Origin of the sequence: Aeromonas bivalvium (assembly GCF_000819765.1) — a bacterium.
GTDB classification, from domain to species: domain Bacteria; phylum Pseudomonadota; class Gammaproteobacteria; order Enterobacterales; family Aeromonadaceae; genus Aeromonas; species Aeromonas bivalvium.
The window spans coordinates 1-25,808 of the sequence record NZ_CDBT01000056.1 but is presented as its reverse complement, the minus strand read 5'-3'; the positions used below and the strand labels follow the sequence as shown (position 1 = coordinate 25,808).

Annotated in this window: 23 protein-coding genes; 10 read left to right on the top strand and 13 right to left on the bottom strand. The window is 63.2% G+C overall.

The annotated features are described in order from the left end of the window. Nucleotides 1-93 precede the first annotated feature (93 nt). Together BN1119_RS16495 and BN1119_RS16490 are read right to left on the bottom strand one after the other, a co-directional pair. Nucleotides 94-1,518: an MltF family protein gene (locus tag BN1119_RS16495; protein WP_042000552.1), complete on the bottom strand. Its 1,425-nt coding sequence runs from the start codon at nt 1,516-1,518 to the stop codon at nt 94-96. A gap of 114 nt (nt 1,519-1,632) precedes the next feature. Next, on the bottom strand, nt 1,633-1,929 hold the full coding sequence (locus tag BN1119_RS16490; protein ID WP_042000549.1) for a YfcZ/YiiS family protein: 297 nt from the start codon (nt 1,927-1,929) through the stop codon (nt 1,633-1,635). Between the two features lie 297 nt (nt 1,930-2,226). Here BN1119_RS16490 and BN1119_RS16485 point away from each other — a divergent pair, with 297 nt between their 5' ends. Beyond that, nucleotides 2,227-3,189: a LysR family transcriptional regulator gene (locus tag BN1119_RS16485; protein WP_042000547.1), complete on the top strand. Its 963-nt coding sequence runs from the start codon at nt 2,227-2,229 to the stop codon at nt 3,187-3,189. Nucleotides 3,190-3,376: 187 nt separating this feature from the next. Here the strand turns inward: BN1119_RS16485 and BN1119_RS16480 are convergent, their stop codons facing one another. Further along, entirely contained in the window at nt 3,377-3,970 is a 594-nt protein-coding gene (locus tag BN1119_RS16480; protein WP_042000545.1) for a YhgN family NAAT transporter, read from the bottom strand. Between the two features lie 93 nt (nt 3,971-4,063). Beyond that, nucleotides 4,064-4,309 carry a YecH family metal-binding protein gene (locus BN1119_RS16475; RefSeq protein ID WP_042000541.1) on the bottom strand — a complete coding sequence of 82 codons (246 nt, stop codon included), beginning with the start codon at nt 4,307-4,309 and terminating at the stop codon, nt 4,064-4,066. Between the two features lie 205 nt (nt 4,310-4,514). Between BN1119_RS16475 and BN1119_RS16470 the strand changes: the two genes are divergently transcribed. Further along, entirely contained in the window at nt 4,515-5,798 is a 1,284-nt protein-coding gene (locus BN1119_RS16470) for a dicarboxylate/amino acid:cation symporter (RefSeq protein WP_042000538.1), read from the top strand. Nucleotides 5,799-5,866: 68 nt separating this feature from the next. On the opposite strand, the gene BN1119_RS16465 is transcribed toward BN1119_RS16470, so the two are convergent. Together BN1119_RS16465 and BN1119_RS16460 are read right to left on the bottom strand one after the other, a co-directional pair. Further along, nucleotides 5,867-6,181, bottom strand: a complete 315-nt coding sequence (locus tag BN1119_RS16465; RefSeq protein WP_042000535.1) for a putative signal transducing protein — start codon at nt 6,179-6,181, stop codon at nt 5,867-5,869. Nucleotides 6,182-6,190: 9 nt separating this feature from the next. Further along, complete coding sequence (locus BN1119_RS16460) at nt 6,191-7,093, bottom strand: LysR family transcriptional regulator (RefSeq protein WP_042000532.1); 903 nt, start codon at nt 7,091-7,093, stop codon at nt 6,191-6,193. Nucleotides 7,094-7,189: 96 nt separating this feature from the next. On the opposite strand from BN1119_RS16460, the gene BN1119_RS16455 reads away from it, so the two are divergent. Further along, complete coding sequence (locus tag BN1119_RS16455) at nt 7,190-8,254, top strand: HlyD family secretion protein (RefSeq protein WP_042000529.1); 1,065 nt, start codon at nt 7,190-7,192, stop codon at nt 8,252-8,254. Next, the gene (locus tag BN1119_RS16450) at nt 8,254-9,810 is read left to right on the top strand and encodes a DHA2 family efflux MFS transporter permease subunit (protein ID WP_042000526.1); all 1,557 of its coding nucleotides are present in this window, start codon (nt 8,254-8,256) and stop codon (nt 9,808-9,810) included. Before BN1119_RS16455 ends, BN1119_RS16450 begins: the two co-directional genes overlap by 1 nt. Nucleotides 9,811-9,824: 14 nt before the next feature. On the opposite strand, the gene BN1119_RS16445 is transcribed toward BN1119_RS16450, so the two are convergent. Next, the gene (locus BN1119_RS16445) at nt 9,825-10,451 is read right to left on the bottom strand and encodes a lysoplasmalogenase (RefSeq protein ID WP_042000524.1); all 627 of its coding nucleotides are present in this window, start codon (nt 10,449-10,451) and stop codon (nt 9,825-9,827) included. Nucleotides 10,452-10,645: 194 nt separating this feature from the next. On the opposite strand from BN1119_RS16445, the gene BN1119_RS20245 reads away from it, so the two are divergent. Continuing rightward, entirely contained in the window at nt 10,646-10,786 is a 141-nt protein-coding gene (locus BN1119_RS20245; protein ID WP_162625856.1) for a hypothetical protein, read from the top strand. A gap of 131 nt (nt 10,787-10,917) precedes the next feature. On the opposite strand, the gene BN1119_RS16440 is transcribed toward BN1119_RS20245, so the two are convergent. The 6 genes from BN1119_RS16440 to BN1119_RS16415 form a co-directional block, all read right to left on the bottom strand. Next, complete coding sequence (locus BN1119_RS16440) at nt 10,918-13,470, bottom strand: TRAP transporter permease (RefSeq protein WP_042000521.1); 2,553 nt, start codon at nt 13,468-13,470, stop codon at nt 10,918-10,920. Nucleotides 13,471-13,582: 112 nt separating this feature from the next. Continuing rightward, nucleotides 13,583-14,554 carry a TAXI family TRAP transporter solute-binding subunit gene (locus BN1119_RS16435; RefSeq protein ID WP_042000740.1) on the bottom strand — a complete coding sequence of 324 codons (972 nt, stop codon included), beginning with the start codon at nt 14,552-14,554 and terminating at the stop codon, nt 13,583-13,585. Nucleotides 14,555-14,962: 408 nt separating this feature from the next. Beyond that, nucleotides 14,963-17,128, bottom strand: a complete 2,166-nt coding sequence (locus tag BN1119_RS16430) for a S9 family peptidase (protein WP_042000518.1) — start codon at nt 17,126-17,128, stop codon at nt 14,963-14,965. A 211-nt stretch (nt 17,129-17,339) separates the two neighbouring features. Further along, nucleotides 17,340-17,783: a DUF411 domain-containing protein gene (locus BN1119_RS16425; protein ID WP_042000515.1), complete on the bottom strand. Its 444-nt coding sequence runs from the start codon at nt 17,781-17,783 to the stop codon at nt 17,340-17,342. Nucleotides 17,784-17,852: 69 nt separating this feature from the next. Then, a complete protein-coding gene (locus tag BN1119_RS16420; protein ID WP_042000512.1) occupies nt 17,853-18,173 on the bottom strand; it encodes a hypothetical protein in 321 nt (106 codons plus the stop codon). Nucleotides 18,174-18,306: 133 nt separating this feature from the next. After that, the gene (locus tag BN1119_RS16415; RefSeq protein ID WP_042000510.1) at nt 18,307-19,029 is read right to left on the bottom strand and encodes an SDR family oxidoreductase; all 723 of its coding nucleotides are present in this window, start codon (nt 19,027-19,029) and stop codon (nt 18,307-18,309) included. Between the two features lie 131 nt (nt 19,030-19,160). On the opposite strand from BN1119_RS16415, the gene BN1119_RS16410 reads away from it, so the two are divergent. The 5 genes from BN1119_RS16410 to BN1119_RS16390 all read left to right on the top strand — a co-directional run bounded on the left by BN1119_RS16410 (nt 19,161) and on the right by BN1119_RS16390 (nt 24,171). Continuing rightward, entirely contained in the window at nt 19,161-20,003 is an 843-nt protein-coding gene (locus BN1119_RS16410) for a LysR family transcriptional regulator (RefSeq protein WP_042000507.1), read from the top strand. A gap of 39 nt (nt 20,004-20,042) precedes the next feature. Continuing rightward, nucleotides 20,043-20,639: a glutathione-regulated potassium-efflux system oxidoreductase KefF gene (gene kefF / locus BN1119_RS16405; RefSeq protein WP_042000504.1), complete on the top strand. Its 597-nt coding sequence runs from the start codon at nt 20,043-20,045 to the stop codon at nt 20,637-20,639. Continuing rightward, complete coding sequence (locus tag BN1119_RS16400) at nt 20,639-22,495, top strand: monovalent cation:proton antiporter-2 (CPA2) family protein (protein ID WP_042000501.1); 1,857 nt, start codon at nt 20,639-20,641, stop codon at nt 22,493-22,495. The genes kefF and BN1119_RS16400 overlap by 1 nt, the downstream gene beginning before the upstream one ends. Further along, on the top strand, nt 22,492-22,878 hold the full coding sequence (locus BN1119_RS16395; protein WP_042000499.1) for a SirB2 family protein: 387 nt from the start codon (nt 22,492-22,494) through the stop codon (nt 22,876-22,878). Before BN1119_RS16400 ends, BN1119_RS16395 begins: the two co-directional genes overlap by 4 nt. A 312-nt stretch (nt 22,879-23,190) precedes the next feature. Continuing rightward, nucleotides 23,191-24,171, top strand: a complete 981-nt coding sequence (locus BN1119_RS16390) for a helix-turn-helix transcriptional regulator (protein WP_042000496.1) — start codon at nt 23,191-23,193, stop codon at nt 24,169-24,171. Nucleotides 24,172-25,808 lie beyond the last annotated feature (1,637 nt).

Below are 25,808 nucleotides of genomic sequence, written 5' to 3'. Positions count from 1 at the left end.
ACAGCCCACCCCGCCATCAGCCGCTGTGGTCGCTGCCTCCCTGGTTCCTGCTGCATCGGGATCAACCCGGAGGCCAGTGACGCCAGCGGCGACTCAACGCCTGGCCGTGGTGGCCTCGATGGCGGCGGCCTTGCCCTCTATCTGGGGCAGGCTGAAGCGGTAGGCCACATAGTACTTGTAGATGGTGCCCACATAGTTGATCGGCCCCTGGCCCACCTCCTTGGCCACCAGCTGCTCCACGTTGCCGAACCAGATATCGGGATCCAGCCCCTGACCTGCGGCCTTCTCCCTCAGGCTCTGCAACCGGTTGGGCCCGGCGTTGTAGGCCGCCAGCGCCAGCAGGTGACGGTTGAGCACGTCGATCTTCGGATCCTGGAAGTAGGTATCGAGCAGGAAGCGCAGATAGCGGCAGGCCGCCTCCACATTGCCCTCCAGGGACGCCAGTCTGGCGCCCCGTATCCCCACCTCGGCACCGGCCACCGGCCTGAGCTGCATCAGGCCAATCGCCCCGCCCGGGGAACGGGCCGCCGGATCCAGCCCGGACTCCTTGTAGGCCAGGGCCGCCAGCATCAGCCAGTCCAGCTGATACTGGCGGGCATACTGCTCCAGCACGGTGCGGATCCGGGTCAGGCGGGCCAGCCGTTCGGTGGCGAGCAGGTTGCTCATGGGATCGACCTGGCTCAGCAGGCGGCGCAGCATGAGGTCGCTGTAGAGGCGGCGACTGTCGGTCTGGGCCAGATAGCGGTTGGCCGCGTCGAGCAGGCCTGTGCTGTATTTGGGCAGGGCCCAGGCACTCTTGCCGTTGTCCCGCAGGGGCACCAGCTTGTGCGCCTTGAGGCCGGGCAGCAGATCGAGCCAGATCCGTCCCTTGAAGCTGTCGGTCACCGTCAGCGGGATCAGGCCGGCGGACACCATCTCCAGCAGATCGCCATCCTGCAGGTATTCGGGTACGGTTTCGATGTAGACGGGGGGCAGGCCGAGCTCCCGCAGCAGGCGATTGAGCTGGCCCAGACTCTCGTGGTAACTGGAGCTCTCCCGCACCCAGATGCGGCGGCCGGAGAGCTGGGTGATGCGATTGAAGCCTGGCAGGCTGTTCTGGCTCACCACCCACTCCTCGATGGGGGTGATCACCGGCTGGGTGAAGCTCACCTGCTCGCCCCTGGCCTGGGTCACGGTCAGGTTGGCCGCCACCAGATCGCCGCGCCCCTCGGCCAGATAGTCGAGCAACTTGTCCTGGCGCACCGGCACATAGACCACCTTGAGCTTGATGGGATCCCTGGCCAGATAGGTCTGATTGAGCCAACGCTCGAACCCCTGCAGCTGATTGACCAGCACGCCGCGCTCCGACCCCTTGTCGAAGAAGAAGAAGCCGCGCTCATAGACCACCAGGGCCCTCAGCTCCTTGCGCTGCAATATGCTGTCGAGATCACCGGGCTGGGGAAGCAGGTGCGGCTTGAGATCCGCACCCAGCAGAGGAAATACCCACAGGGCCAGCAGGGCCCAATACCATAGCCGCATCGATCCGCCTTCTTGTCATCGGCCCGCTCCGGCCGTTCGTGATGACTAACTATAGGACGCGACCGACGGCAAACTGGTCGACTCGGCCCCCGGAAGGGCCTGGGGCTGGGCGTCTCAGAGCGAGCGGGAGCGCATCTCGAAGATCAGCTTCTCGGCGGTGCAGGTAAACTGCAGTCTCGCCTTGAGCTCGACTCCATCCGCCCCCTGAGCCAGGGTATGACTCAGCTCGACCTCGGCGCACACCTGCCGGGCGAGGGTCTCGTAGCCGGCCAGCTTGGCGAGGGCCGCCGCCTCGGTCGGCGCCGCTATCACCAGATCCAGCACATCATCGCCTTCGCCAATGATGGTGCCTATCTCGGCGAAACAGCCGCAGCTGTCGCAGGTCTCTTGCACTTTATCTTCTACCGACATGATGACACTCCTACTTCACATGGATGATTCATGGCCCAAGGCCAGCGGATGACAGTTGTAACAAATGAGACGATGACCCGACTTGGGCGAAATCAAGAGTGGCGCAATTAGGGCATGGGCACCATAAAAAAATACGGCGACCCAGGGTCGCCGTCGCAAGTTGGTGCTACTCGTCCCTCAACCGTCACCTCCTGTGACAGCCGGCACAAGGCCAGAGACTGCAGTCAGGATAGGAGCCTGGAGATATGAAAACAAATGGTATAAATTCATCTTAGAATTGAAGGAGATTCATAACCCATGTTTCTGGAACAGCTGGCCCGCACCGATCTCAACCTGCTCATCATATTGCAAGTGCTGCTGGAGGAGCGCAACGGCAGCCGGGCCGCCCGCCGCCTGCATCTGAGCCAGTCCGCGGTCAGCAAGGCCCTGGGACGGCTGCGGGAGACCTTCGACGATCCCCTCTTCATCCGCTCCGCCTATGGCCTGGATCCCACTCCCCGCGCCCTGGCACTGCAACAGCAGCTGCAGCCCGTCCTGCTCTGCCTCGACACCCTGCTGCAGCCCCCGGCCTTCAACCCTGAGAGTTCGGAGCGGGAGTTCGTCATCGCCAGCATGGACAGCGCCTTCACCCTGTTCGCCCCCCTCTACCTCAATGAACTCAAGCGCCGCGCTCCCAGGATACGGCTGCGCTACGAGGAGTGGACCGAGCACAGCCTGACCGAGATGGGCCAGGGCCAGGTGGATATCGCCATCACGGTGCGGGAGAACTGCCTCACCTCGGACTTTCGCCAGGACACGCTGCCGGGCACCATCTGCCAGCGGCTGCTCGCCATCGACAACCTCACCTGCCTGGTACGCCAGGGCCACAGCGCCCTGACCGAACCCCGCTGGGATCTGGCCCGCTACCTCGCCTATCCCCACGTGCAGACCTACTGCGAGGGGCGGGATCGCTGGATGCTGGATCACAAGCTGGCGGAGCAGGATCTGCAACGGCGCATCGAGGCGACCGTGCCCTCGTTCGAGGCGGCCCTGCGCATGAGCATGCACTCTGACATGATAGTGACCCTGTCACGGCTCTATGCCCGCCATGCCACCCAGGTCTACCCCCTGGTGCAGCTGGCGCTGCCCATCGCCCTGGACAGCATCTCCCACCTCCTGATCTGGCATCAGAGCCATGAGGCCGACCCCGGCCATCGCTGGCTGCGGGAGACCCTGCTCACCCTGATCCTCGACAAGCTCGACAAGCCGGAAGCGGCATGAAGATCGAACACGGCCGCCTGACCATCGCTGGCTGCGGGAGACCCTGCTCACCCTGATCCTCGACAAGCTCGACAAGCCGGAAGCGACATAACGATCAAACACGGCCGCCGGATCCAGGGAGAGCCCGAACAGCAGGAGCCCGGCACTGGGCCGGGCTCCTTGTCGTCATCGTCTGTCGCCATGGGGCTCAGCCCGTCACCTGCAGGTAGTGATGCACCCCATCGAGCAGCATCTGCACCGAGATCATCACCAGCAGCATCCCCATCAGCCGCTCCACCGCCGTGAGTCCTCGCTCACCCAGCAGCTTGTTGAACACCTCGTAGAACATCAGGATGACGGCGCTCGCCCCCCAGGCCATCAAGAGCGCCAGCGACCAGTCCGTCATGCGCGTCGGCGCCTGGTTGGCCAGCAGCAGCAGGGAAGCCAGGATGGAGGGGCCCGCGATCATGGGGATCGCCATGGGCACCAGGAAAGGCTCCTCCCCCGCGGCCAGGCCGGTCACGCCGCCGGGCCCGGGGAAGATCATCTTGATGGCGATGAGAAAGAGGATGATGCCACCGGCGATGCTCACCGCCTCCTGACGCAGGTTGAGAAAGCTCAGGATCTGCTGACCGGCAAACAGGAAACCCATCATGATGGCCAGGGAGAACAATAGCTCGCGCATCATCACCTTGCGCCGGCGCTTGGGGTCTATGTGACGCAGGATCGACAGAAACACCGGCAGATTGCCGAGGGGATCCATGATGAGAAACAGCATGACGGCGGCGGAGAAGGTATCCATGGCACTTCCGGGGCGTGGGGAAAAGAGGAGGGAATATAGCAAAGGGGAGAAGCCGCGGCGAGCCCGCGCCCTCTCCCCTTGCTAGCAGCCGTCTCAACCGTGGTGGCAGATCCTGTCGGCCCGGGTCTGGAACCCCTGTTCATCCTCGACGAACTTGCCCCGGGCGCGCAGCAGGGCGATCAGCCCGTCGGCATCCAGGTCCCTAGCGCTGCAGGTGTGGTAGCGGGCCTGGGCGCCAAATCGCGCCGCCATCGCAGACTTGAGGCTCTCCTCGCTGAACTGGCCTCCCCTGGCCAGCATCATCTCCATCACCTCATGACCATGAATCGAGTCGGACATCTCTCACCTCTGAATGAATATATCGGATGTCCATTACAGCCGGCCTCGGGGTGCCACTCCTTGATGTGCGCCAAGAAAAGCCCAATTAATCATCCGCCAGGCTGGCTCCGCCGCCGACTTTGTCGATAATGTGGCAACCGGACGAGGGGATCGCTACACTGGCGCCCTTTTCGCCACCACGACTGAAGATAAGGACATTGGCGTCATGCTGCTCCATGGACGGGCCCGCAAGCCCTGGCGGATCTGGACCCGTCGCCCTCTCTGGCTCAAGACCCTGATCGGCATGCTGCTCGGCATCGGCCTCGGCATGGGGTGGAGTGAGCAGGCACTGCTGCTCAAACCCGTCGGCACCCTGTTCGTCAACACCATACAGATGCTGATGGTGCCCCTCATCTTCTGCTCCATCATCGCCGGGCTGACCGGCCTGCTGCGGGGCAGGGTCCTGGACAGGATCGGCCTCAGGGCCATCGGCTACTACCTCTGCTCCACCGCCCTGGCCATCTGCATCGGCCTGATGATGGGCTGGCTGCTCGAGCCCGGGGTCGGCGCCGATATGGGTCCCTACCAGAGGCCCGAGACGCTCCAGGATCTGACCCTGGCCACGGCGCTGGCCCAGCTGGTGCCACGCAACCCCATCCAGGCCATCGTCGATGGCAAGATACTCCAGGTGATCGTGTTCGCGGTGGCTCTGGCCCTGGCACTCAATGCCAGCGGTCGCCGTGGCCGGCCGGCCATCCGCGCCTTTACCTCCCTGGCCGACGGCATGTTCACCCTGACCCAGATGGTGATGTCCCTCGCCCCTTACGGGGTCTGCGCCCTGATGGCCTGGATGACGGGGCGCTATGGCGCCGCCATCATGCTGCCCCTGCTCAAGGTGATCGGCGCCGTCTACCTCGGCTGCCTGCTGCACCTGCTCGGCGTCTACAGCGGCCTGCTGCTGCTGCTGGCTCGCCTCAACCCCCTGCACTACTTCAAGAGCATACTGGATGCCCAGGCGGTGGCCTTCACCAGCAGCTCGAGCGAGGTCACCCTGCCCGTCAGCCAGAGCTGTGCCGAACACAGACTGGGGGTATCCCCCCCCATCGCCGCCAAGGTGCTACCCATCGGTGCCACCATCAACATGGATGGCACCGCCCTCTATCAGGGGGTCACGGCCCTGTTCGTGGCCCAGGCCTTCGGGGTGGACCTGCACCTGTTCGACTACCTGATCATCATCAGCATCGTCACCCTGGCCAGCATAGGGACTGCCGGCACCCCGGGCACAGGCTTGATGCTGCTGACCCTGACCCTGACGGCGGTGGGCCTGCCCCTGGAAGGGGTGGCCCTCATTGCCGGCATAGACCGCATCCTCGACATGGCCCGCACCACAGTCAACGTCTCAGGGGATCTGCTGGTCTCGGTGCTGATCGGTCGGCGCGAGGGCGAGCTGGATCTGGCTGTCTATCAGGATCCCAGGGCAGGAGAGGAGATAGACTTCAGCGCCCGCTGATCCCTGGCGCCCTCTGTTGTCACGGGAGCCAGGTCTGATGACCACGCCCGCGCCTCAGGCGAGGGGGTTCACTCGTCGTGGGGATCATGGTGGCAGCGCCAGCAGATCTCGAAGTTGGCCTCGTTCTCCTCGCCACACTGGCCGCAGAGCCAGCCGTTGCCCTGGCGCTGCTGATAGCGCTCTATCACCCGTCCGGCCCGGCTGCGATCCTGTTCACGCACCTTCAGGGTCACCTGCAACAGGTCGATCGGCAATTCGCCGATGGCCCCTCCCAATCCCTCGCCGCTCAGCCGGACCGGGATCCCTTCCACCTCCAACGCCCCCTTGAGGGCATGCGCCTCCAGGGTGTGAGAGGCGCGATACAGATTGAACCAGTTATCCATCTTGCTCCTTCATAGCAACTTGTCGATGCCGAACTCTTCCCCATGCTGCACCATGAAATCGATAAAGGCACGCAGCTTGCGCGGCATCAGTCGCCGCTCCGGGAACAGCAGGTAGAGAGAAACCCTGGGTTGACGCCACTCGGGCAACAGGGTGACCAGGGTTCCCGCCGCCAACTCGTCGTGACAGAGCATGGCGGGCAGGGAGGCCAGCCCCAGCCCCGCCTTGGCCGCCTCTCTGGCACAGGTAATATTGTTGACCACAAAGCGCGAGGGCGGATCCACCAGCACCTCCTCCTCGCCACGCTCGAAGCGCCATTGGTGGGCGAGAAAGCCGCTGCTGACCCGGATCCGCTCATGGTTCGCCAGATCCAGGGGCCCCTCGATGGGGCCATGACCGGCCAGGTAATCGGGGCTGGCGCAGAGGATCCGCTCCGTGCTCCACAGGCGGCGCGCCGCCAGGTTGGAGTCCAGCATGTCACCGACCCGCACCACGGCATCCAGCCCCTCGCTGATGGGATCCACCACACGGTTGGTCAGATCCAGCTCCACCCTGAGGGCAGGATAGGCTTGCAGAAAGCACGCTATCATGCGGGCGACCACCAGCTGCCCCGTCTCGATGGGCACCGCCAGCTTGAGCAGGCCGGTCACCTCCTGCTGGCTGGCACTGAGCATCAGCTCGGCCTCGGCCAGCTCGTTGACCGCCTTGCTGCAACGCTGATAGTAGGCTTCCCCCTCCTCGGTCAGGGTCAGCTGCCGGGTGGAACGATAGAGCAGTCGCACCCCGAGTCGCTGCTCCAGCTCGGCGATGCGCCGGCTCACCGTCGCCTTGGTCATGCCCAGCTCCTGGGCGGCCGCGGTGAAGGATCCCTTGTCGACGATCCGCACCAGGATGAGTGCCGCGTTCAAGTCCATTGTTGCACCAGTGAAACTGTATTTCTCATGAAACGATACTAATCGAAACAGTGACCCGATGTTAGCCTGTTCACCTTCAGTTCAGGAATCCACATCATGAGTCAACAAAAGAAGATCCCCCTGCTGGCCGCCCTGATCTTGCTGGTGCTGGCCCTGCTGTTCGCCGCCTACTGGTATGGTTATGGCCGCCACTTCGAGCGCACCGACAATGCCTACCTGCAGAGCGAAGTGACCGGCATCGCCACCAAGCTGCCCGGCTACATCGCCGAGGTGCTGGTGACCGACAACCAGACCGTCAAGGCGGGTCAGCTGATCGCCCGCATCGACGATCGTGAGTACCGCACCCGGCTGGCCGAGGCGCAGGCCAACCTGGCCCTGAGCCGGGCCGAGGCGGTCAACCTGGAGGCGACCCGGGTCCAGCAGCTGAGTCTGATCCGTCAGGCCGAAGCCAAGGTGAAGGAGGCGAGCGCCGACGTGATACGCGCCCGGCAGCAGGTCAGCCGGATTGGCAGGCTCAACACGGCCCACTACAGCTCCCAGGACAGCCTGGATGAGGTGAAGGCCAACCTGCAGGTCAGCCAGGCCAGGCAGCAGGATGCCGAAGCCGGCCTGCAATCGGCCCGGGATCACCTGGCCGTGATCATTTCGGAGCGCCAGCAGAAGCAGGCCCAGATCGACTTGAGCCAGGCCCAGCTGGCCCAGGCCAGGCTGGATCTCGATGACACCGAGCTGCGGGCACCGGCCGACGGCGTCATCGGCAAGCGCAGCCTGCGGGAAGGCCTCTATGTCCAGTCCGGCATGCAGGTGGCCAGCCTGGTACCCCTGGACGGGGTCTGGGTCGAGGCCAACTTCAAGGAGACCCAACTGGACCATATGATGCCGGGTCAGCGGGTGGAGCTGGTGCTCGATGCCTACCCGGATCAGCCGATCGAAGGGGTGATCGACAGCCTGGCCCCGGCCACCGGCGCCAAGTTCGCCCTGCTGCCGCCGGAGAACGCCACCGGCAACTTCACCAAGATAGTGCAGCGGGTGCCGGTCAAGATCCGCATCCCGGCGCCGGGCGCCCTGGCGGGCAAGCTCAGACCCGGCCTCTCCACCGAGGTGATAGTGGATACCCGCACCGGCGGGGACGACCCTGAGCCCAGACTGGCGGCCAACTGATGGAAGCCATACCGCGTCGCAACTGGATCGCCGTCATGGGGGGGCTCATCGGCGCCTTCATGGCCATTCTGGACATCCAGATCACCAATGCCTCCCTGAAGGATATTCAGGGGGCCCTGTCGGCCACCCTGAGCGAGAGCTCCTGGATCTCCACCTCCTATCTGGTGGCGGAGATGATCGCCATCCCCCTGAGCGGCTGGCTCAGCCGGGGCCTGAGCGTGCGCCGCTACCTGCTGTGGACCACGGGAGCCTTCATCGTCTCCTCCGTGCTCTGCTCGTTCAGCTGGAACCTGACCAGCATGATAGTGTTTCGCGCCATGCAGGGCTTCACCGGCGGCGCCCTCATCCCCATGGCCTTCTCCCTCATCATCAGCCTGCTGCCCCTGCACAAGCGGGCCACCGGCATGGCGCTGTTCGGCCTGTGCGCCACCTTCGCCCCCGCCATCGGTCCGACCCTGGGCGGCTGGCTCACCGAACAGCTCTCCTGGCACTACATCTTCTACCTGAACGTGCCGCCCGGTTTGCTGGTGATGGCCATGCTGGCCCATGGTCTGGACAAGAAGCCGGTGGACTGGGCCATCATGCGCCAGGTGGATCTGGTGGGCATACTCACCATGGCGGTGGGACTGGGGCTGCTGGAGGTGGTACTGGAAGAGGGCAACAGGGAGGACTGGTTCGGCTCCAGCTTCATCGTGCGGCTCACCCTCATCTCGGTGGTGGCCCTGGTGTTCTTCGTCATCAGCCAGCTGCTCAGGCGCCATCCCCTGGTCAACCTGCGGCTGCTGCACAACCCGCGTTTCGCCCTGGCCTGCTTCGCCTATCTGGTGCTCGGCATGGCCTTGATGGGCTCCATCTATGTGCTGCCCCTCTACATGACCCAGATCCACAACTACAACGCCCTCGAGATAGGAGAGGTGCTGATGTGGATGGGGCTGCCCCAGCTGCTGGTGCTGCCCCTGGTACCCCGGCTGGTCCACAAGGTGGATCCCCGCTACCTGGTGAGCTTCGGCTTTCTCATCTTCGGGGTGAGCTGCTTCATGAACGTCAACATGAGCGCCGACTACGCCGGCCCCCAGCTGATCCAGTCCCTGATTGTGCGGGCCCTGGGACAGCCCTTCGTCATGGTGCCCCTATCCCTGATCGCCACCGCCAGCCTGACCCAGGAGGAGATCCCCTCCTCCTCCACCCTGCTCAACGTGCTGCGCAATCTGGGAGGGGCCTTCGGCATCGCCATCATCGCCACCCTGCTCGACAACGATACCCGCATCCATGCCAGCCAGATCGCCAGCACCCTGGCGGCCAGCAGCATAGAGGGGCAGGCCTACCTGCTGAACCTGACCAACAGCATGCTGGCCCAGGGCAGTGACCCCGCCATCGCCAGGCAGCAGGCCAACGCCGTGCTGAGCGGCACCATACTGAGGGATGCCGCCATCATGGCCTACAATCAAGTGTTCTACGTGATGGGGATCTTCTTGCTGGTCGCCAGCGCCCTGGTGCTGTTCCTCAGATCCCCCGCCCCCCAGGCGGCAGACGCTGCCCCCGTGGAAGCCCATTGACCCAGCAGGGTCATCTAGCTCGCCAGGGAGGCGGCAATCAGAAACTGCGCCGCGAAGTAGCTGCTCATCACCCAGGCGGTGGCATGGGGGAAGGGGCGGCGGAAGCGGTTGATGGCCAGCAAGGCATCGGAGCAGAGAAACAGGAGGGCGCCCACCAGGGCGGCGGCGCTGCCGGCGGTGAGGGAGGCGCGCCAGGCCGCCGCGGCGACCCAGACCAGCGCTATCATCATCAGGGTGTAACAGAGCAGGGGCCAGCGCATCGACCCCAGATGCGGACGCAGCACCCCGAAGTAGACGCAGGCCACCAGGATCAGCAGCAGGCCATCCACCAGGTTGAGCACCAAGGGCCCCTGGGCCAGCCCGACGATGTAGCACAGATGTGCGACAAGAAATGCCGCCAGCCCTTGCAGGAATCGGTCGACCGGCAGCATCAGCATGATGTCCCCCAGCAGGGAGAGGCAGAGGCCGAGCAGGATCCAGGCATGGGAACCGTTGTGGTCGTCGCCGTGATAGCCGAACGCCAGGGCCACGATCAGCAGCATGGTCAGGGGCTTGCTCAGGTAAAACTGGCGGGGATCCGCGCCGTAAGCGGCCTTGATATGCCACCAGGCAGACGCGATGATCATCACACTCAACCACATGCCGGAATACCTCTTCCCCGTAAAGACAATGGCCCGGCGATCCTCAGGCCCAGCGCCGCGCTAGGGTAGCAAATTCCCCCCCTCGGGGGCAGAGGGCGAGACGCGAATGAGCAGGATAAGCCTAAAGTCTAATTGTCATCCCCACCCCCATGGGGCATAAGGGGGCTTCTGGAGGAACACCCATGGAAGAGCCAATGAAAAACTACCTGCCCGCCATCGACATCATGATGTGCCACCTCGGCATCAGCTTCGAGCAAGCCTGTGAGCAGCTCGGCCTGAGTCTGAGCGAACAACAGACCCTGAGTGCGATACAGCGCCAGGAGTTGCAGGACTGAACCCTGCCGCCCGGTCCGCCGGGACACGCATTCGACGAGGCGCCTGCGGGCGCCTTCTCTTTGCCCGCCTCCCCCGGCCGCCATAAAAAACGGCGCCGAAGCGCCGTTGTCATGACCATGGAGCAGTGCGCTCAGAGCGCCTGCTGCCGCCTGCGTTGCAGCAACACGATCAGGCCGAACAGCAGGAAGCCAGGCAGCCACATCAGCTCCTTGCGCCAGCCGTCGGTCGGGGCTCTCACCGCAACTATCTGCTGATCAAACTGCAGGTTGGCATCCGCCGCCGGGCTGCCGAACGCCACGTTGTCGATCAGCGTCTTGCCATCCTGCTCGTACAGGGTCAGCCCCAGGGCCGCCAGGCGTTCCTCGCCGGTGGCCCCCTGAGGCACCGCCAGCAGCAGGCTGTACTCCCTGTGCTTGCCAACCGCATCTTCCCCGGCCACCCGCAGGCGCAGGGTACTCTCGGCCGCCACGTCCCCCAGCGTCTGGGCCAGCTGGGCCGGCGGCGTATCGCGGTAGGGGTTGTGCACCATGTCCATCCAGAAACCGGGGCGGAACAGGGTGAAGGCCACCAGCAGCAAGGCCAGGCTCTCGTACCAGCGGCTCTTCACCAGGAAGAAGCCCTGGGTCGCCGCCGCGAAGATCAGCATGGCGATGGTCGCCACAACGAAGATCAGCACCCCGTGGGCGAAGTCGACGTCGATCAGCAGCAGATCCGTGTTGAAGATGAACAGGAAGGGCAGTGCCGCGGTACGCAGGCTGTAGTAGAACGCCGTGATCCCGGTCTTGATGGGGTCGCCCTTGGAGACGGCCGCCGCCGCGAACGACGCCAGCCCCACCGGCGGGGTCACGTCCGCCATGATGCCGAAGTAGAACACGAACAGGTGGACGGCGATGAGGGGGACGATCAGGCCGTTCTGCTGGCCGAGGGTCACCACCACGGGGGCCAGCAGGCTGGAGACCACTATGTAGTTGGCGGTGGTCGGCAGCCCCATGCCGAGGATCAGGCTCAGCAGGGCAGTCAGCATCAGCATCAGCAGCAGGTTGCCCATGGAGAGCACCTCCACCAGATCCGCCAGCACCAGGCCCACCCCGGTCTGGGAGACGGCGCCCACTATGATGCCGGCGGTGGCGGTGGCGATGCCGATGCCGATCATGTTGCGGGCACCGGCGATCAGTCCCTCCCTCAGGTCCACCACGCCATCGCTGAAGGCACCGTAGTCATGCTTGCCATCGGTGCGCAGCCAGTTGAGCAGCGGCCGCTGGGTGAGCAGTATCACCACCAGCATGACGGTACCCCAGAAGGCGGACAGCCCGGGGGAGAGGCGCTCTATCATCAGGCACCACACCAGCACCACCACCGGCAGCAGGAAGTGCAGACCGGAGAGCAGCACGGAGCGGGTCTTTGGCAGCTCGGTCAGCGGCTTGTCCGGATCTTCCGTCGGCAGCGGCTCGTTGCTGGCGGCGATCTTGAGCAGACCCACATAGACCAGCACCAGCAGCAGACCAATCCCCTCCAGGGCATAGTCGCCCAGGGCGGGTTTGAGCCAGCCCAGGCCATAGTAGACCGCGAGCGACAAGCCGCTGATGAGGAAGGCACCGAAGGCGAAACCGGTCAGGCGACGCAGCCAGGGCCTGGGCACATGGCCGCCGATGGGCTGCATGCCGAGTTTCAGCGCCTCCAGGTGGACTATGTAGAGCAGGGCTATGTAGGAGATGGCCGCCGGCAGGAAGGCGTGCTTGATGATCTCCACATAAGGGATGCCCACGTACTCCACCATCAGGAAGGCCGCGGCCCCCATCACGGGAGGCATGATCTGGCCGTTGACCGAGGAGGCCACCTCGACCGCCCCCGCCTTCTCCGAACTGAAACCGACCTTCTTCATCATGGGGATGGTGAAGGTGCCCGTGGTGACCACGTTGGCGATGGAGGAGCCGGAGATGAGGCCGGTCAGGCCGGAGGCCACCACGGCCGCCTTGGCGGGACCGCCACGCAGGTGACCCAGCATGCTGAAGGCGAGCTGGATGAAATAGTGGCCGGCGCCGGCCCGCTCCAGCAGGGCACCGAACAGCACGAACAGGAACACGAAACTGGTGGAGACCCCGAGGGCGATGCCGAACACCCCTTCGGTGGTGATCCACTGGTGATTGGCCAGGGCGGTGAAACTGACCCCGCGATGGGCCAGCAGACCCGGCATCCAGGGGCCCGCCAGGCTGTAGATGAGGAAAATCAGGGCGATCACGGCCAGGGCCGGGCCCAGGGCACGACGGGCGGCTTCCAGCAACAGCGGAATGCCGATGCAGGCGGTGACCAGGTCGGCGGTGGTGAGGTTGCCGGGGCGCTGGGCCAGATCCTGATACATGACGAACAGGTAGGAGGCGGCGCAGGCGGCGACCAGGCCGAGGACTATGTCGGCAACCGGCACCCTGTCCCTGGGCGAGCGGCGAAAGGCCGGAAACACCAGATAAGCCAGCAGCAGGGCGAAGGTGAGGTGAATGGCCCGGGTTTCGGTGTCATTGAGGACGCCAAAACCGACCAGAAACGGCAGAGGGGAGGCAATCCACAGCTGGAACAGCGACCAGCCGAGGGCCAGTACCGTGATGATCCAGCCCATGGCGCCGACGGGCAGGCGAGCCCCCACGTCCTGTGCGATGAGTTCTTCTGTCGAGAGTGCTTTGTCTTGCATAGGGTGAACTTTTGCCAAGGGTTACAACAAGAACAACACTCGCCAGCCCGCTGGGAGACCAGGCGCTGACGAGTGTCGAGATACCGCTAACGTGACCCGGCAGGGTCCCTGATTACAGCCAGCCGCGCTCTTTATAGTAGCGGGCCGCGCCTTCATGCAGCGGAGCGGAGAGACCGACCTTGATCATGTCGGCTTCTTTCAGATCCGCGAAGGCCGGGTGCAGACGCTTGAAGCGATCCAGGTTGTCGAACACCGACTTCACCAGCTGGTAGACCACTTCCGGATCGGCCTTGGCACTGGTGGAGAGCACGGCCTTGCCACCGATGGACGGGGTCGGCTGGTCGTTGCCCTTGTAGAGACCACCCGGGATCTCGGCCTTGGTGTAGTAGCTCTTCTCGGCCAGCAGCTTGTCGATCTCGGTGCCGGTCACGGGCACCAGCACGGCGTCCGTGGTGGTGGTCGCTTCCTGGATGGCACCGTTCGGGTGGCCCACGAAGTAGCTCATGGCGTCGATGTTGTTGTCACCGAGGGCGGACGCCTGCTCGGCCGGTTTCAGTTCGGAGACCAGGCTGAACGCCGACTTGTCCCAGCCCTTGACCGCCATGATCTCTTCCATGGTGTCGCGCTGGCCCGAGCCCGGGTTGCCGATGTTGACGCGCTTGCCTTTCAGATCGTCGAAGCCGGCGATCTTGGCATCGCGGCGAGCCAGTATGGTGAACACCTCGCTCTGCAGGGAGAAGACGGCACGGATATCATCCATGGCACCCTCGGCCTGGAAGGGGGGCAGACCTTTCATCGCCTTGAACTGATGGTCGGACTGCATGATGCCGAAGTTGAACTCACCGCTGCGGATACCGTTGACGTTGGCGACGCCGCCACCGCTGGCCGGCGCGTTGCACTTGATCTGGTGATCGGCGCTACCCCGGTTGAGGAAACGGCAGATTGACTGACCCGCGACATAGTAAACGCCGGTCTGACCGCCGGTGCCTATGGTCACGAAACGCTCTTGCGCCTGCACGGCACCACCGAAGGAGGTAGCGGCCAGCACGGCAGACATGGCGCACGCCAAGGATAATCCTTTCATGTTTTCCATCCTTTTTTCATTGGTTTTTACATCACCCGACTCCCGGGTGAAATCAAAGGGGCGGCCCTCAGCACCAGGCTGGTCCGTCTCGACTCCGATATGGAAATGGTGTCCACCAGAGGTGGCGGCACCAAGGTTGTCACTCGTCCTGCGACCAGACGCCAGCATCCTGCCGACCGAAGAAGATTTACCTGATTTATCAAGCAAATCAAAAATAACGCACTCAGATTTTAACCACACACCGTCAACATAAATCAAACAGCAGTGCAAAAACGCCTATAGAAATAGCGTAATTTATGACATGAGTCATCCTATTCTCCCCCTCGCCGGGGAAAGCGGGATTCTCATGAGTCATAAACGTTAACAAATGGTGCGGCCCGATCCGATCGGGCCGCGACTGACTGGCATTCAGCCCTGCCCGGCCGTCTCCGGTTGGGCCAGTTGCAGCACGAAGGCGAACTCCAGGGCGATATCCTCATAGGCCTTGAAGCGGCCGGATTTTCCGCCATGGCCCGCCTCCATGTCGGTGTGGAGCAGCAGCTCGTTGTCATCCGTCTTCAGATCCCGCAGCTTGGCGACCCACTTGGCCGGCTCCCAGTACTGAACCTGGGAGTCGTGCAGACCCGTGGTGACCAGCAGGTTGGGGTAAGCCTGGGCCTTGACCTGGTCATAGGGGCTGTAGCCGAGCATGTAGTCGTAATAGACCTTCTTGTTCGGGTTGCCCCACTCGTCGTACTCCCCGGTGGTGAGGGGGATGGACTCGTCGAGCATGGTGGTCACCACGTCGACGAAGGGCACCTGGGCCACCACGCCGCGATAGAGCTCGGGGGCCTGATTGATGACGGCCCCCATCAGCAGGCCGCCGGCGCTGCCCCCCATGGCATAGACCTGATCCCGGGCGCCATAGCCCTGGGCTACCAGGGCCTGGGTCACGTCGATGAAGTCATGGAAGCTGTTCTGCTTGTGCAGCAGCTTGCCATCCTCGTACCACTGGCGACCCAGCTCCTCGCCGCCGCGCACATGGGCGATGGCATAGACGAAGCCGCGATCGAGCAGGGAGAGGCGCGCCGAGCTGAAGTCGGGATCCATGCTGGCGCCATAGGAGCCGTAGCCATAGACCAGCAAGGGGGCCTTGCCCGCCTTGAACAGATCCTGGCGATAGACCAGGGAGACGGGCACCTTGACCCCGTCCCTGGCCTCGACCCAGAGTCGCTCGCTCTTGTAGCGCTCCGCCTTGAAGCCTGCCACCGCCTGCTGCTTGAGCAGGGTACGCTTGCCGCTGGCCATGTTCAGCTCGAAGGTGGAGGTGGGCGTGGTCATGGAGCTGTAGCCGTAGCGCAACAGCTCGGTATCCGGCTCCGGGTTGTAGGCCAGGCCGGTGACATAGGCGGGGTCGTCGAAGGCAATCTCTTTCTGCTCGCCGCTCTGCCAGTTGATCTGCCGCAGCCGGGTCAGCCCCTGGCTGCGCTCCTCGACCACCAGCCACTGCTTGAACAGGGCATAGCCTTCCAGCAGCACGTCGGCCTGGGGCGCCACCACCGGCTGCCAGCGATCGACCGGGCTCTCCCTGGTCTCGTAGAGGCCGAAGTTCTTGCCGTCCTTGTTGGAGCGCACATAGAAGCGGCCCCGATAATGATCCAGGCTGTATTCGTGATCCGGCTGGCGCTTGAGGAACAGCCGCGGCGCCTGCTGCGGATTGGCGGCATCGATGAGCCAGGCCTCGTCCGAGGTGGTGCTGGAAAGGGAAATGACGATGAAATCTTCCGAGGTGGTCTCGCCGATGCCGACGTAGAAGGTGTCATCCTTCTCCTCATAGACCAGCTGATCCCTGGCGGGATCCGTGCCGAGCACATGGCGGTAGACCTGATAGGGCAGCAGGGTCTGCGGGTGCTTGCGCACGTAGAACAGGGTCTTGTTGTCCGCGGCCCAGACGATGTTGCCCGAGGTGTTCTCCAGGGTGTCGTCGGCCCACTGGCCGCTTTGCAGATCCAGGAACTGCACCCGGTACTGACGCCGGGAGAGGTAATCCTCCGCCACCGCCAGCCAGCGATTGTCCCGGCTCACTTCCAGGGCGCCCAGCTCGTAGAAGTCATGCCCCTCGGCGCGCTGGTTGCCGTCGAGCAGGGTCTGCACCTGCTCGCCCGCCACCGCCTGGCGGGTATGGATGCCGTACTCCTTGCCCGGCTCGAAGCGGGTCTGGTAGCGATAGCCGTTCTTGACGTAGGGGACGGAGGCATCCTGCTGGGGAATGCGCGCCACCATCTCCTGATAGAGCCGGGCCCGCAGCGGGGCGCTCGGGGCGAGCCGGGCCGCCGTGTAGGCATTCTCGGCCTCGAGATAGGCCAGCACCTCGGGGTTCTTGCGTTCGTCGTCCCGCAGCCAGTAATAGTTGTCGACCCGGGTATCCCCATGCTTCTTCAGGCTCTTGGGATGCTTGGCCGCCTTGGGCGGCTGGGGGGCGGTATCTGTCATCGACACATCTGTCATGGGCATGAGGGACTCATCATTGGCGTGGGAAGCCGCGCCTGCGCCGAGCGCAGCCAGCAGCAGGAGGCAGCGGGAAAAGCTGAACATGTCGCATCCTTGGCGATTTAAGGGGTTATCCGGGGAACTGTCGCCCCCTTGATCGGTCAACAATCTGCCCCTTGTCACGCCAGGTTGCAAGGGGCGGTCATGAAAAAGGCCGCTCTCTGGCGAGAACGGCCCTGATCGGGAGCCCGGATGAGGCAAGATTCACTCAGGTGTGCCTCACATGGGGGAAATCCTCACCCGGTCTCCCCCGGGATCAGCCCGGGTAGCTGGCCCAGACCGCGGTCTGACCCGCCTCGTCTATGGCCAGCACCTGGTAGGCTTGACCCGGGATATCCATGCCGGGGGCGCTCTGGGGCATGCCCGGGATCGTCAACCCGCGGATGGCCGGTTTCTGCTCCAGCATGCGCCGCACGTCGGCGGCGGGCACGTGGCCTTCCACCACATATCCGTCCACCAGGGCGGTATGGCAGGAGGCCAGTTGCGGTGTCACGCCATGCTGTACCTTGATGGGTTCGAGCTGCTCTGTGTTGACCACCTTGAGCTCGAAACCATTGTCCTGCATGTGCTTGACCCACTGCTCGCAGCAGCCGCAATACTGGGATTTGTAAACCGTCATCGGCTCGGCGGCCAGGGCGGACAGGCTGGTGCCCGCCACCATCAGCGCCAGCCAGAGGGCTGGGATCTTCTCTCTGGACATAGGGACCTCGTCTGATGTTGTGTCGATTCGAACTGGAAACCCGGGACCCCGGCAGGGGTCAGGATCACATCAGAGAGAACGGGGTGGGCGCTCGAGTCGCTCCAGCGGCGGCTGGGGCACATAGAGGGAGGGGGAGAGAAAATCGGGGGCGGCCGGAGCCAGCGCGGCCAGGATCAGGCTATCGCTGCTCACCAGGCTCATGGCCAGCACGGTCGTGAAGCTGCCGCAGGGCATGGCCTTTTCCAGGCTGCGTTCGGACTCGCTGCAATGGGGAGTCAGGGTACAGAGATCCGCGGCGGCCCGGCTGCCAAACGACATCAGCACCAGCAGCAGACCCCAGAGGGGCAGCCAGCGGCGGGCGTGGTCGAATTGGCGGGGGGTCAGCAACATGGGCGGCTCTGAGGCAGAAGATGGCTCATGCTAACCCGCCCCCCCGGGGTAAGGTCAAGGGCGCCGACGGGGCAACCCTTGATCGGGATCAGGTCGCAGGCAAGTTGGTGCCACGCCCCTGCCATCCAGGGCGTCAGGGCTGCTGGCGGGTTGCGGCCAGCACTATCTCGCGCACGCAGACGCTGGCTGGCTGGCGCCAGGCGTAGAGCGCGGCCTCGGCGATCACCTCGGGGGCGATGACGCCACCCATGCTCTCCTTCCAGCCGTGGTAACCGGCCTTGATCTCCTCGTCCGTGGTATGGCTGAGCAATTCCGTCTCCGCCGCGCCCGGCGCTATGGTCACCATGCGCACCCCCAAATCGGCCACCTCCTCCCGGATGTTCTCGGTCAGGGCATGGACCGCGAACTTGGTGGCACAATAGGCGGCGTGATTGGCGAAGGTCTTGCGTCCGGCGATGGAGCTGATGTTGATGATGGTGCCGCTGCGCCTTGCCTTCATCCCTGCCAGCACAGCATGGACGCCGTTGAGCACCCCCATCACATTGATGTTGAGCATCTGCTGCCACTGGGCCGGATCCTGGGTGTCCGCCTGACCGAGCAGCATGACGCCGGCATTGTTCACCAGGCAGCCAACCGGGCCGAAACGCGCCTCTGCCTGCTCGATGGCCGCGCGAAAGGCTGCTGTATCCGTCACATCGAGTGACAGGCAGAGGCTGTCTGGCAGGGCGAGGGCCTCCATGGGAGCGACACGACGCGCCAGCAGCAGCAGGGGGTGGCCAGCGTCCGAGAAGGCGCGGGCTATCGCGGCACCAATGCCTGAGGAGGCGCCGGTCACGACGACGAGGGGCTGGGACATGGGGTCTTCCTTATGTTTCAGATGAGATGAAAGGGCTGGTCAGCGCTGAGTCCATTCACTATAGTCGCGCCATCCATCGGCGAAAAATATAGATTTCCGCTAACTATCATACGAAATACCTATGGCAACCCATGCTTGACCTGAGACTGCTGCGCTTTTTCATCGCCATCTACGAGCAGAAGAACATCACTGCCGCCGCCCAGTGCTGCCACGTCAGCCAACCCTCTCTCTCCGCCGGTCTGCGCCAGCTGGAGGAGAGCCTGGGGGATAGCCTGTTCCTGCGCGGCAAGAGAGGGGTGGAGGCCCTGCCCCCCGCCCACTACCTCTATCCCCATGCAGTCAAACTGGTGGAGGAGGCGCGTCGCCTGCCGGAGCTGTTTCGCCAGAAGGCGAGCCTGGCCCGCCTCAACCTCGCCGTGATGCCGGACTTGAGCAAGCGTCGCCTCGCCGACCTGCTGCGTCGGATCCGGGGCCACCTCCCCTCCCTGGATCTGACCCTGTCCGACCAGGAGACCCCGGCCGACGCCCGGCTGACCCTGGATGTGCTGCGACGGGAAGACGAGATCTTCCTGCCCCTGTGGGAGGAGGACTATGTCTTGTGCGTGCCCGCAGCTCACCCCTTCGCCCGGCGCGATCGGGTCGAGCTTCACGAGCTGCAGGATCAGGATTTCATCGAGTGCCCTCCCTGCGAGGCGCACCAGCAGACCCTGGGCTTGCTCGCCTGCGACCGGCTCACCCTCAACCTGGTGGCCAGGGCCCAGAGCAAGGGACTGGTACTGGCCCTGGTCCTGGCGGGGGTCGGCATCAGTTTTTTGCCAGACGGCCTGATCGAAGAGGAGCCCGCCTTGCGCTGCGTCCCCCTGCACGGGCCGCGGATGTTTCGTCGTATCGGGCTCTGCTATCCGGCCCGCCAGACCCTGAGCCCGGCCCTGGCCGCCCTGATCCCCGAACTAGCCGCGCCGCCGGCTTCTTGATAAGTTTCCACCCAACTCCATGCCCCAGGTCATGACCCTATGAAACGCATTCTGGTGATCTTCTCTCACCCCGCCCTGCAGCGATCCAGGGCCAATCGCGAGCTGCTGCTGGCCATCTCGAACCTGGAGGGGATACGGGTCCACGACCTCTACCAGCACTATCCCGACCTGCTGATCGACGTCAAGCGCGAGCAGGCCCTGCTCGCCGAGCATGACATCATCGTCTTCCAGCACCCCCTCTACTGGTACTCCTGTCCCGCCATCATGAAGGAGTGGCTGGACCTGGTGCTGGAGTACGGTTACGCCTATGGCCCAGAGGCCAATGGCCTGGCGGGCAAGCAGTGGCTCTCCGCCATCACCACGGGAGGGGCCCCCGAATCCTATTGCGAGGCGGGTTACAACAGCAGCCCGCTGCTCGATTTCCTGCGCCCCTTCAGCCAGACGGCGCGGCTGTGCGGCATGCACTGGCTGCCACCCTTCGTGCTCCACTCCTTTCACAAGCTCAAGGATCCCGAGGCGCTGCGCCGCTGCGGCCAGGACTACCGCCAGCTGCTGCTGGCCCTGCGCGACGAGCGGCTCAGCCCGGCCCAGCTGGCCGGGGTCGACTACCTGCGCGATCTGCTGGAGGCCATCTGATGGGACACGGCATACTGTTTGACGCCTTCATCTACCTCTCCGCCGCCGTCATCGCCGTGCCCCTGGCCAAACGCTGGGGTCTGGGGTCCGTGCTCGGCTATCTGCTGGCGGGCATAGTGATAGGGCCCTTCCTGCTCGGCCTGGTGGGGGAGCGGCAGGACGTGATGCACTTCGCCGAATTCGGCGTGGTGCTGATGCTGTTCCTGGTCGGTCTGGAGCTCAAGCCCGCCCTGCTCTGGCAGCTCAAGGGACCCATACTGGGAACCGGGGGCCTGCAGGTCATACTGTCGACCGCCGCCCTGGCCGGGGTCGCCGTTCTCGTCGGTCTGCCCTGGCAGCAGGGGGTAGCCATCGGCCTCATCCTGGCGCTCTCCTCCACCGCCATCGTGCTGCAGAGTCTGCAGGAGCGTAAGCAGATGCAGAGCGAAAGTGGCCGCTCCGCCTTCGCCGTGCTCCTGTTCCAGGACATCGCCGTCATCCCCATACTGGCGCTGCTGCCCCTGCTCGCCATGGCGCCGATCACCCAGAGCGATGAGAGCGGGCTGACGGGCTGGCAACACGGCCTGCTGGTGGCCGCCGCCATCGCCGGCATAGTGTTTGGCGGCCGCTACCTGATGCGCCCCGTGTTTCGCGCCATCGCCCAGTCCCACATGAGGGAGATCTTCGTGGCCGCCGCCCTGCTGCTGGTGATCGGCATCGCCGTCCTGATGGAGTCGGTGGGGCTCTCTCCCGCCCTCGGCTCCTTCCTGGCCGGGGTGGTGCTCGCCGACAGTGAGTATCGCCACGAGCTGGAGGCAGACATTGACCCCTTCAAGGGCTTGCTGCTTGGCCTCTTCTTCATGTCGGTGGGTGCCGGCATCAACTTCGGTCTATTTGCCGAACACCCCATCCTGATCCCGACCCTGGTGATAGGGCTGATGGCCCTCAAGTGGCTGGTGCTGATGGTGATAGGCCTGCTGCTGAGGGTCTCGCCGAGCCAGCGCTGGACCTTCTCCCTCGCCCTGGCCCAGGGAGGGGAGTTTGCCTTCGTGCTCTTCTCCTTCGCCAGCCAGAACCGGGTACTCCCCCAGGAGATGATCGCCCTGCTGACCCTGGTGGTGGCGCTCTCCATGGCGCTGACGCCTCTGCTGCTGATCCTCAATGACAGGGTGATCCAGCCCTGGTTCGACTATCGCAGCCAGCCGGACGCGCCCGAGCACGAGCAGCCCCAGGCCCTGGACAATCCGGTGATCATTGCCGGTTTCGGTCGCTTCGGTCAGATAGTGGGCCGCCTGCTGCACGGCCACGGCATAGGCACCACCATACTGGAGCAGGATGCCAGCCAGATAGAGACGCTGCGCAAGTTCGGTTACCAGGTGTTCTATGGGGATGCGAGCCGGCTCGACCTGCTGCACGCCGCCGGTGCCCACAAGGCCAGACTGCTGGTACTCTCCATCAATGATCCCGTCACCTCCCTCGCCGTCATCGAGATGGTGAAGAAACACTTCCCGCACCTTAAGATACTGGCGCGGGCCCAGGACAGACCCCATGCCCACAATATCCTGCGCACCGGGGTCGACAATGTGTTCCGCGAGACCCTGGGCTCGGCGGTGGATCTGGGGGTGGAAGCCCTCACCAACCTGGGTTTTCGGGCCAATCAGGCCTGGCGTGCCGGGCAGATGTTCAAGCGCCATGACAACCGGTTGTTGCGCGAGCAGGTGAATTACCTGGATGACGAACACACTTATATCAACAAGAGCCTGCAGTACCGGGACATTCTCTCCGACCTGCTGCGAGACGATCAGCTCGGGCCGGAGCATGTCCATGCTCACAACTGGAATAGCGGCCTCCCCAACCAAGACAAGGAAGCAAGATGATTGCCTATTACCCCCTGCTCAAACATCTCCACATGACCCTAGCCGTCATCAGCATACTGCTGTTCATCTACCGCTGGGCCCTCGCCATCAACGAGCATCCCCTGCTGCAGCGCCGCTGGCTCAAGATACTGCCCCATGTCAACGACACCCTGTTGCTGCTGGCCGGGATCCTGCTGGCGATCACCCTGCAGATGAGCCCAGGCTCCCAACCCTGGCTGATGGCCAAGATCATCGCCCTGGTGGTCTACATCGGCCTCGGAGCCATGGCGCTCAAACGCCCCGACCGCAAACAGAAAGTGATCGCCGGGATCGCCGCCCTGCTGGTGTTCAACTACATCATGGGCGTCGCCATCAGCAAATCCCCCTGGGCCTGGCTCTCCTGACGGCAAGGGGGGCCTGGCCCCCCCTCCACCCTGGCAACCTGCCCGCCTCCCCTTTCCTCCAGTGCTCGACATCGCGCCTCCTGCCGTCCTCCTCGTTTCGAAAACAGCCGCGCCCGTCCCCGGTTCAGGGGGGAACGCGCACTAATTTTCAGTACCTATCGCGCGATAAATCACTAATAAATAGATTTAAATCATCATCTTAACTGGAGCTGTATGAAAATGGCGACACTTGTCGCAGCAAAACTTGCGACATAGACTGTCGCAACTGGTGTCTAGGATACACTCAACACTAATCCAGTGAAGGCAAGCACCATGAGCAAGAAGCTGTTACGACAACTGACCTTGGCGCGTTGCATCCCGCACCGCCCCTATAAACTGACCGCCAGCCAACTGCAGGTTAAGTTGGAAGAAGAAGGCATACATGTCAGTCTGCGGACCGTGCAACGGGACCTGGAAGAGATGTCCGGCATGGGCCTGTTCGACCTCACCTCGGACGAACGCAGCAAGCCTCACGGCTGGTGTTTTGAACGCCATGGCCTCAACGACTTTGCCAATATCATGCCGCTCTCCCTCGCGGTCGCCCTCAAGACCTGGAGCGATCAGGCCAGCCAGTTGCTGCCGGCGAGCGTACTGACCGAACTCAATCCTCTGGTGGACAAGGCCAGCCAGGTGATCCGCGACAGCCAGAGCGAACTGGCAGAACGCTGGCTCGAGAGCGTGCACCAATCTCCACGCCCCTTCGCCGGTAACCCGGAGATCCGCCGCAGTACCCTTATCCGCGATGCCCTGTGGCGTGGCCGCAAGTTCAGCGCCGAGATCCAGCGTGTCATCAAAGAGCGCACAGTGTGGCTCTGCTACGACCGCATCAACCCGCTCGGCATCCTGAACCAGGCCGATGGTCCGACCCTGCTCTGCACCCTGTCCGAGCTGGATCCCAAGGTGTACGGCATACCGTTCGACCATATCAAGGATGTGGAGCTGACCAACTTCAGCGCCACCCAGCCAAAGGATTTCAATATCCAACGGTTGATCCGCGAGCAATCCTACCAGGGTGTCAGCGGCCCCATCCGCTTCGTCGGACGCATCGATGCCAACAGTGCCACCCTGGCAGATGGCCAGATACCAGGGCATAACCCGCGCATGACCCGCTACGACAAGCGCAGCGTGGTGGTGGAGACCGAAGTACAGGACACTCCGGAGTTCCGCAACTGGCTCAACAACATGGAAGGCAACCTGGAAGTACTGGCGCCGGAGTCCCTGCGCAAGGCCTACCCGACCACCAGGGCCAACTAATGGCAAGGCAGTGAAGCCCGGACGCCAGCCCTGACAGCGCATGGTCAGCCGGCACATCAGCCAGACCATCATCCCACACCCCGGCAGGCCCGCTTGCCGGGGTGTTTGGTGACTGGCATCGGCGCTTTCGCCATAGTGAGCAGCAAAGATCTCGAGACGGTTACCTGTGCCTGCCAATGGCTATCTCGGCCTGCTGATCATCCTGGCCATAGTCATATCATCTGCTGAAATAACGCTCAGCCGGATTCAATAATATTTTAATATCTATATGCAGTGTTAAGTTCCTCTTGAAACCAAAAATGCCCTTCTTTTCCCTTGTGAGAGATCGTCCATACCCCCTGTAGGATTCGGCTACTTCATGCCGTACGCCAAGCCACTCATCGAGTGGCCAAGTTTCAATGGAAACCAACTAACATGCTGATTCAAATCGATAAAATAGGAGAATCATCATTTTATAAAACCGTTTTCGCATTCTGACGCTCCCATTACCCTCTTGTTAGCCTGCCTGGTTCCCTTATTATCTATTTCACAAGGACGGCGTGGGCATCTACGGATGCATGCCCAGAAGAATAAAGGACTAGCCAAAGGACACCTCGGGATGAGGTTGGATGACCAGGAGGTTATCCACCAGGACGGCAAGGATCACCACAGGATGTGGTTATGGACACCTCCAGGACGGAGAGGCATAACCCGGATGGTTATAGGTCTGGACGACTTGGAAGCGCCACTGGATGTGGCTAGGACGAGCTTCAGGATGAAGACGAGGTAGTCAGGATGGCTATCTGTCAGGATGACGCAAGGACACCACTGGATGTGGTAACGGACACCTCCAGGATGGAGAGAGTGCGGCAATCAGGATCGGTTGCCTGGTCAGGAAGACTCAAGGACACCTCGAAGGATCGAGAAGAGGAAATCCAACGGATTTGGATACAGTCAGGGAATGCAGGGAGCATTTGCAGTTCATGGACTGGACGACACGACTTAAGGGGACGGCACAGCCGTCCCCTTTTCTTATCTGCATTGCACCGAACCACTCCTTAGCCATCAATGCACCACTGTACTGACCGTTGGCTGAGCTCACGGCGGGATGTCGGCTCATTATGTTTATAGGGGTTTATGACCATCAGACTCTGGCCAGACCCGCCAAGGATATTGGTATAGCCACCACAAGCTCCCCCTCATCAGCACAGCCTCTTTCAGCGAGAGCCTGTTCTCATCCTGCTGGTGACACGCTCACGCAGCACAATGCCTCCCTTATGGCTCTACCAGAGCATCAGAGGAGGAACCATCATCGGGCAAGAAATACCCTGGCAAGCAAAAAGGCCTTCAGACCTTCCCACCTCTCAAATGAATGGCGGCGAACCTAGGGAAGGCGTGTGGCATGGGACCGAGGAACAAGTGGCAAGCCACTGATACCCTTGGATCATTAGTGATGATAACGGTGGAGTTTCAGGGGTTTGAAACGAAAAGAAGCCCAGCCTTTCGACTGGGCTTCTTATTAGTGGTACAGCGGACGGAGAGACGGACAGAGTCCGCCTCATGCACAAGGAGCCACAGGCAGGGAGCGAGTTGCCAGTGGCGAGTCGCAGTCCTGGCGGTTGTCTCTTGTTTCCTCATTCCGTTCGCAAAAGCCAGAT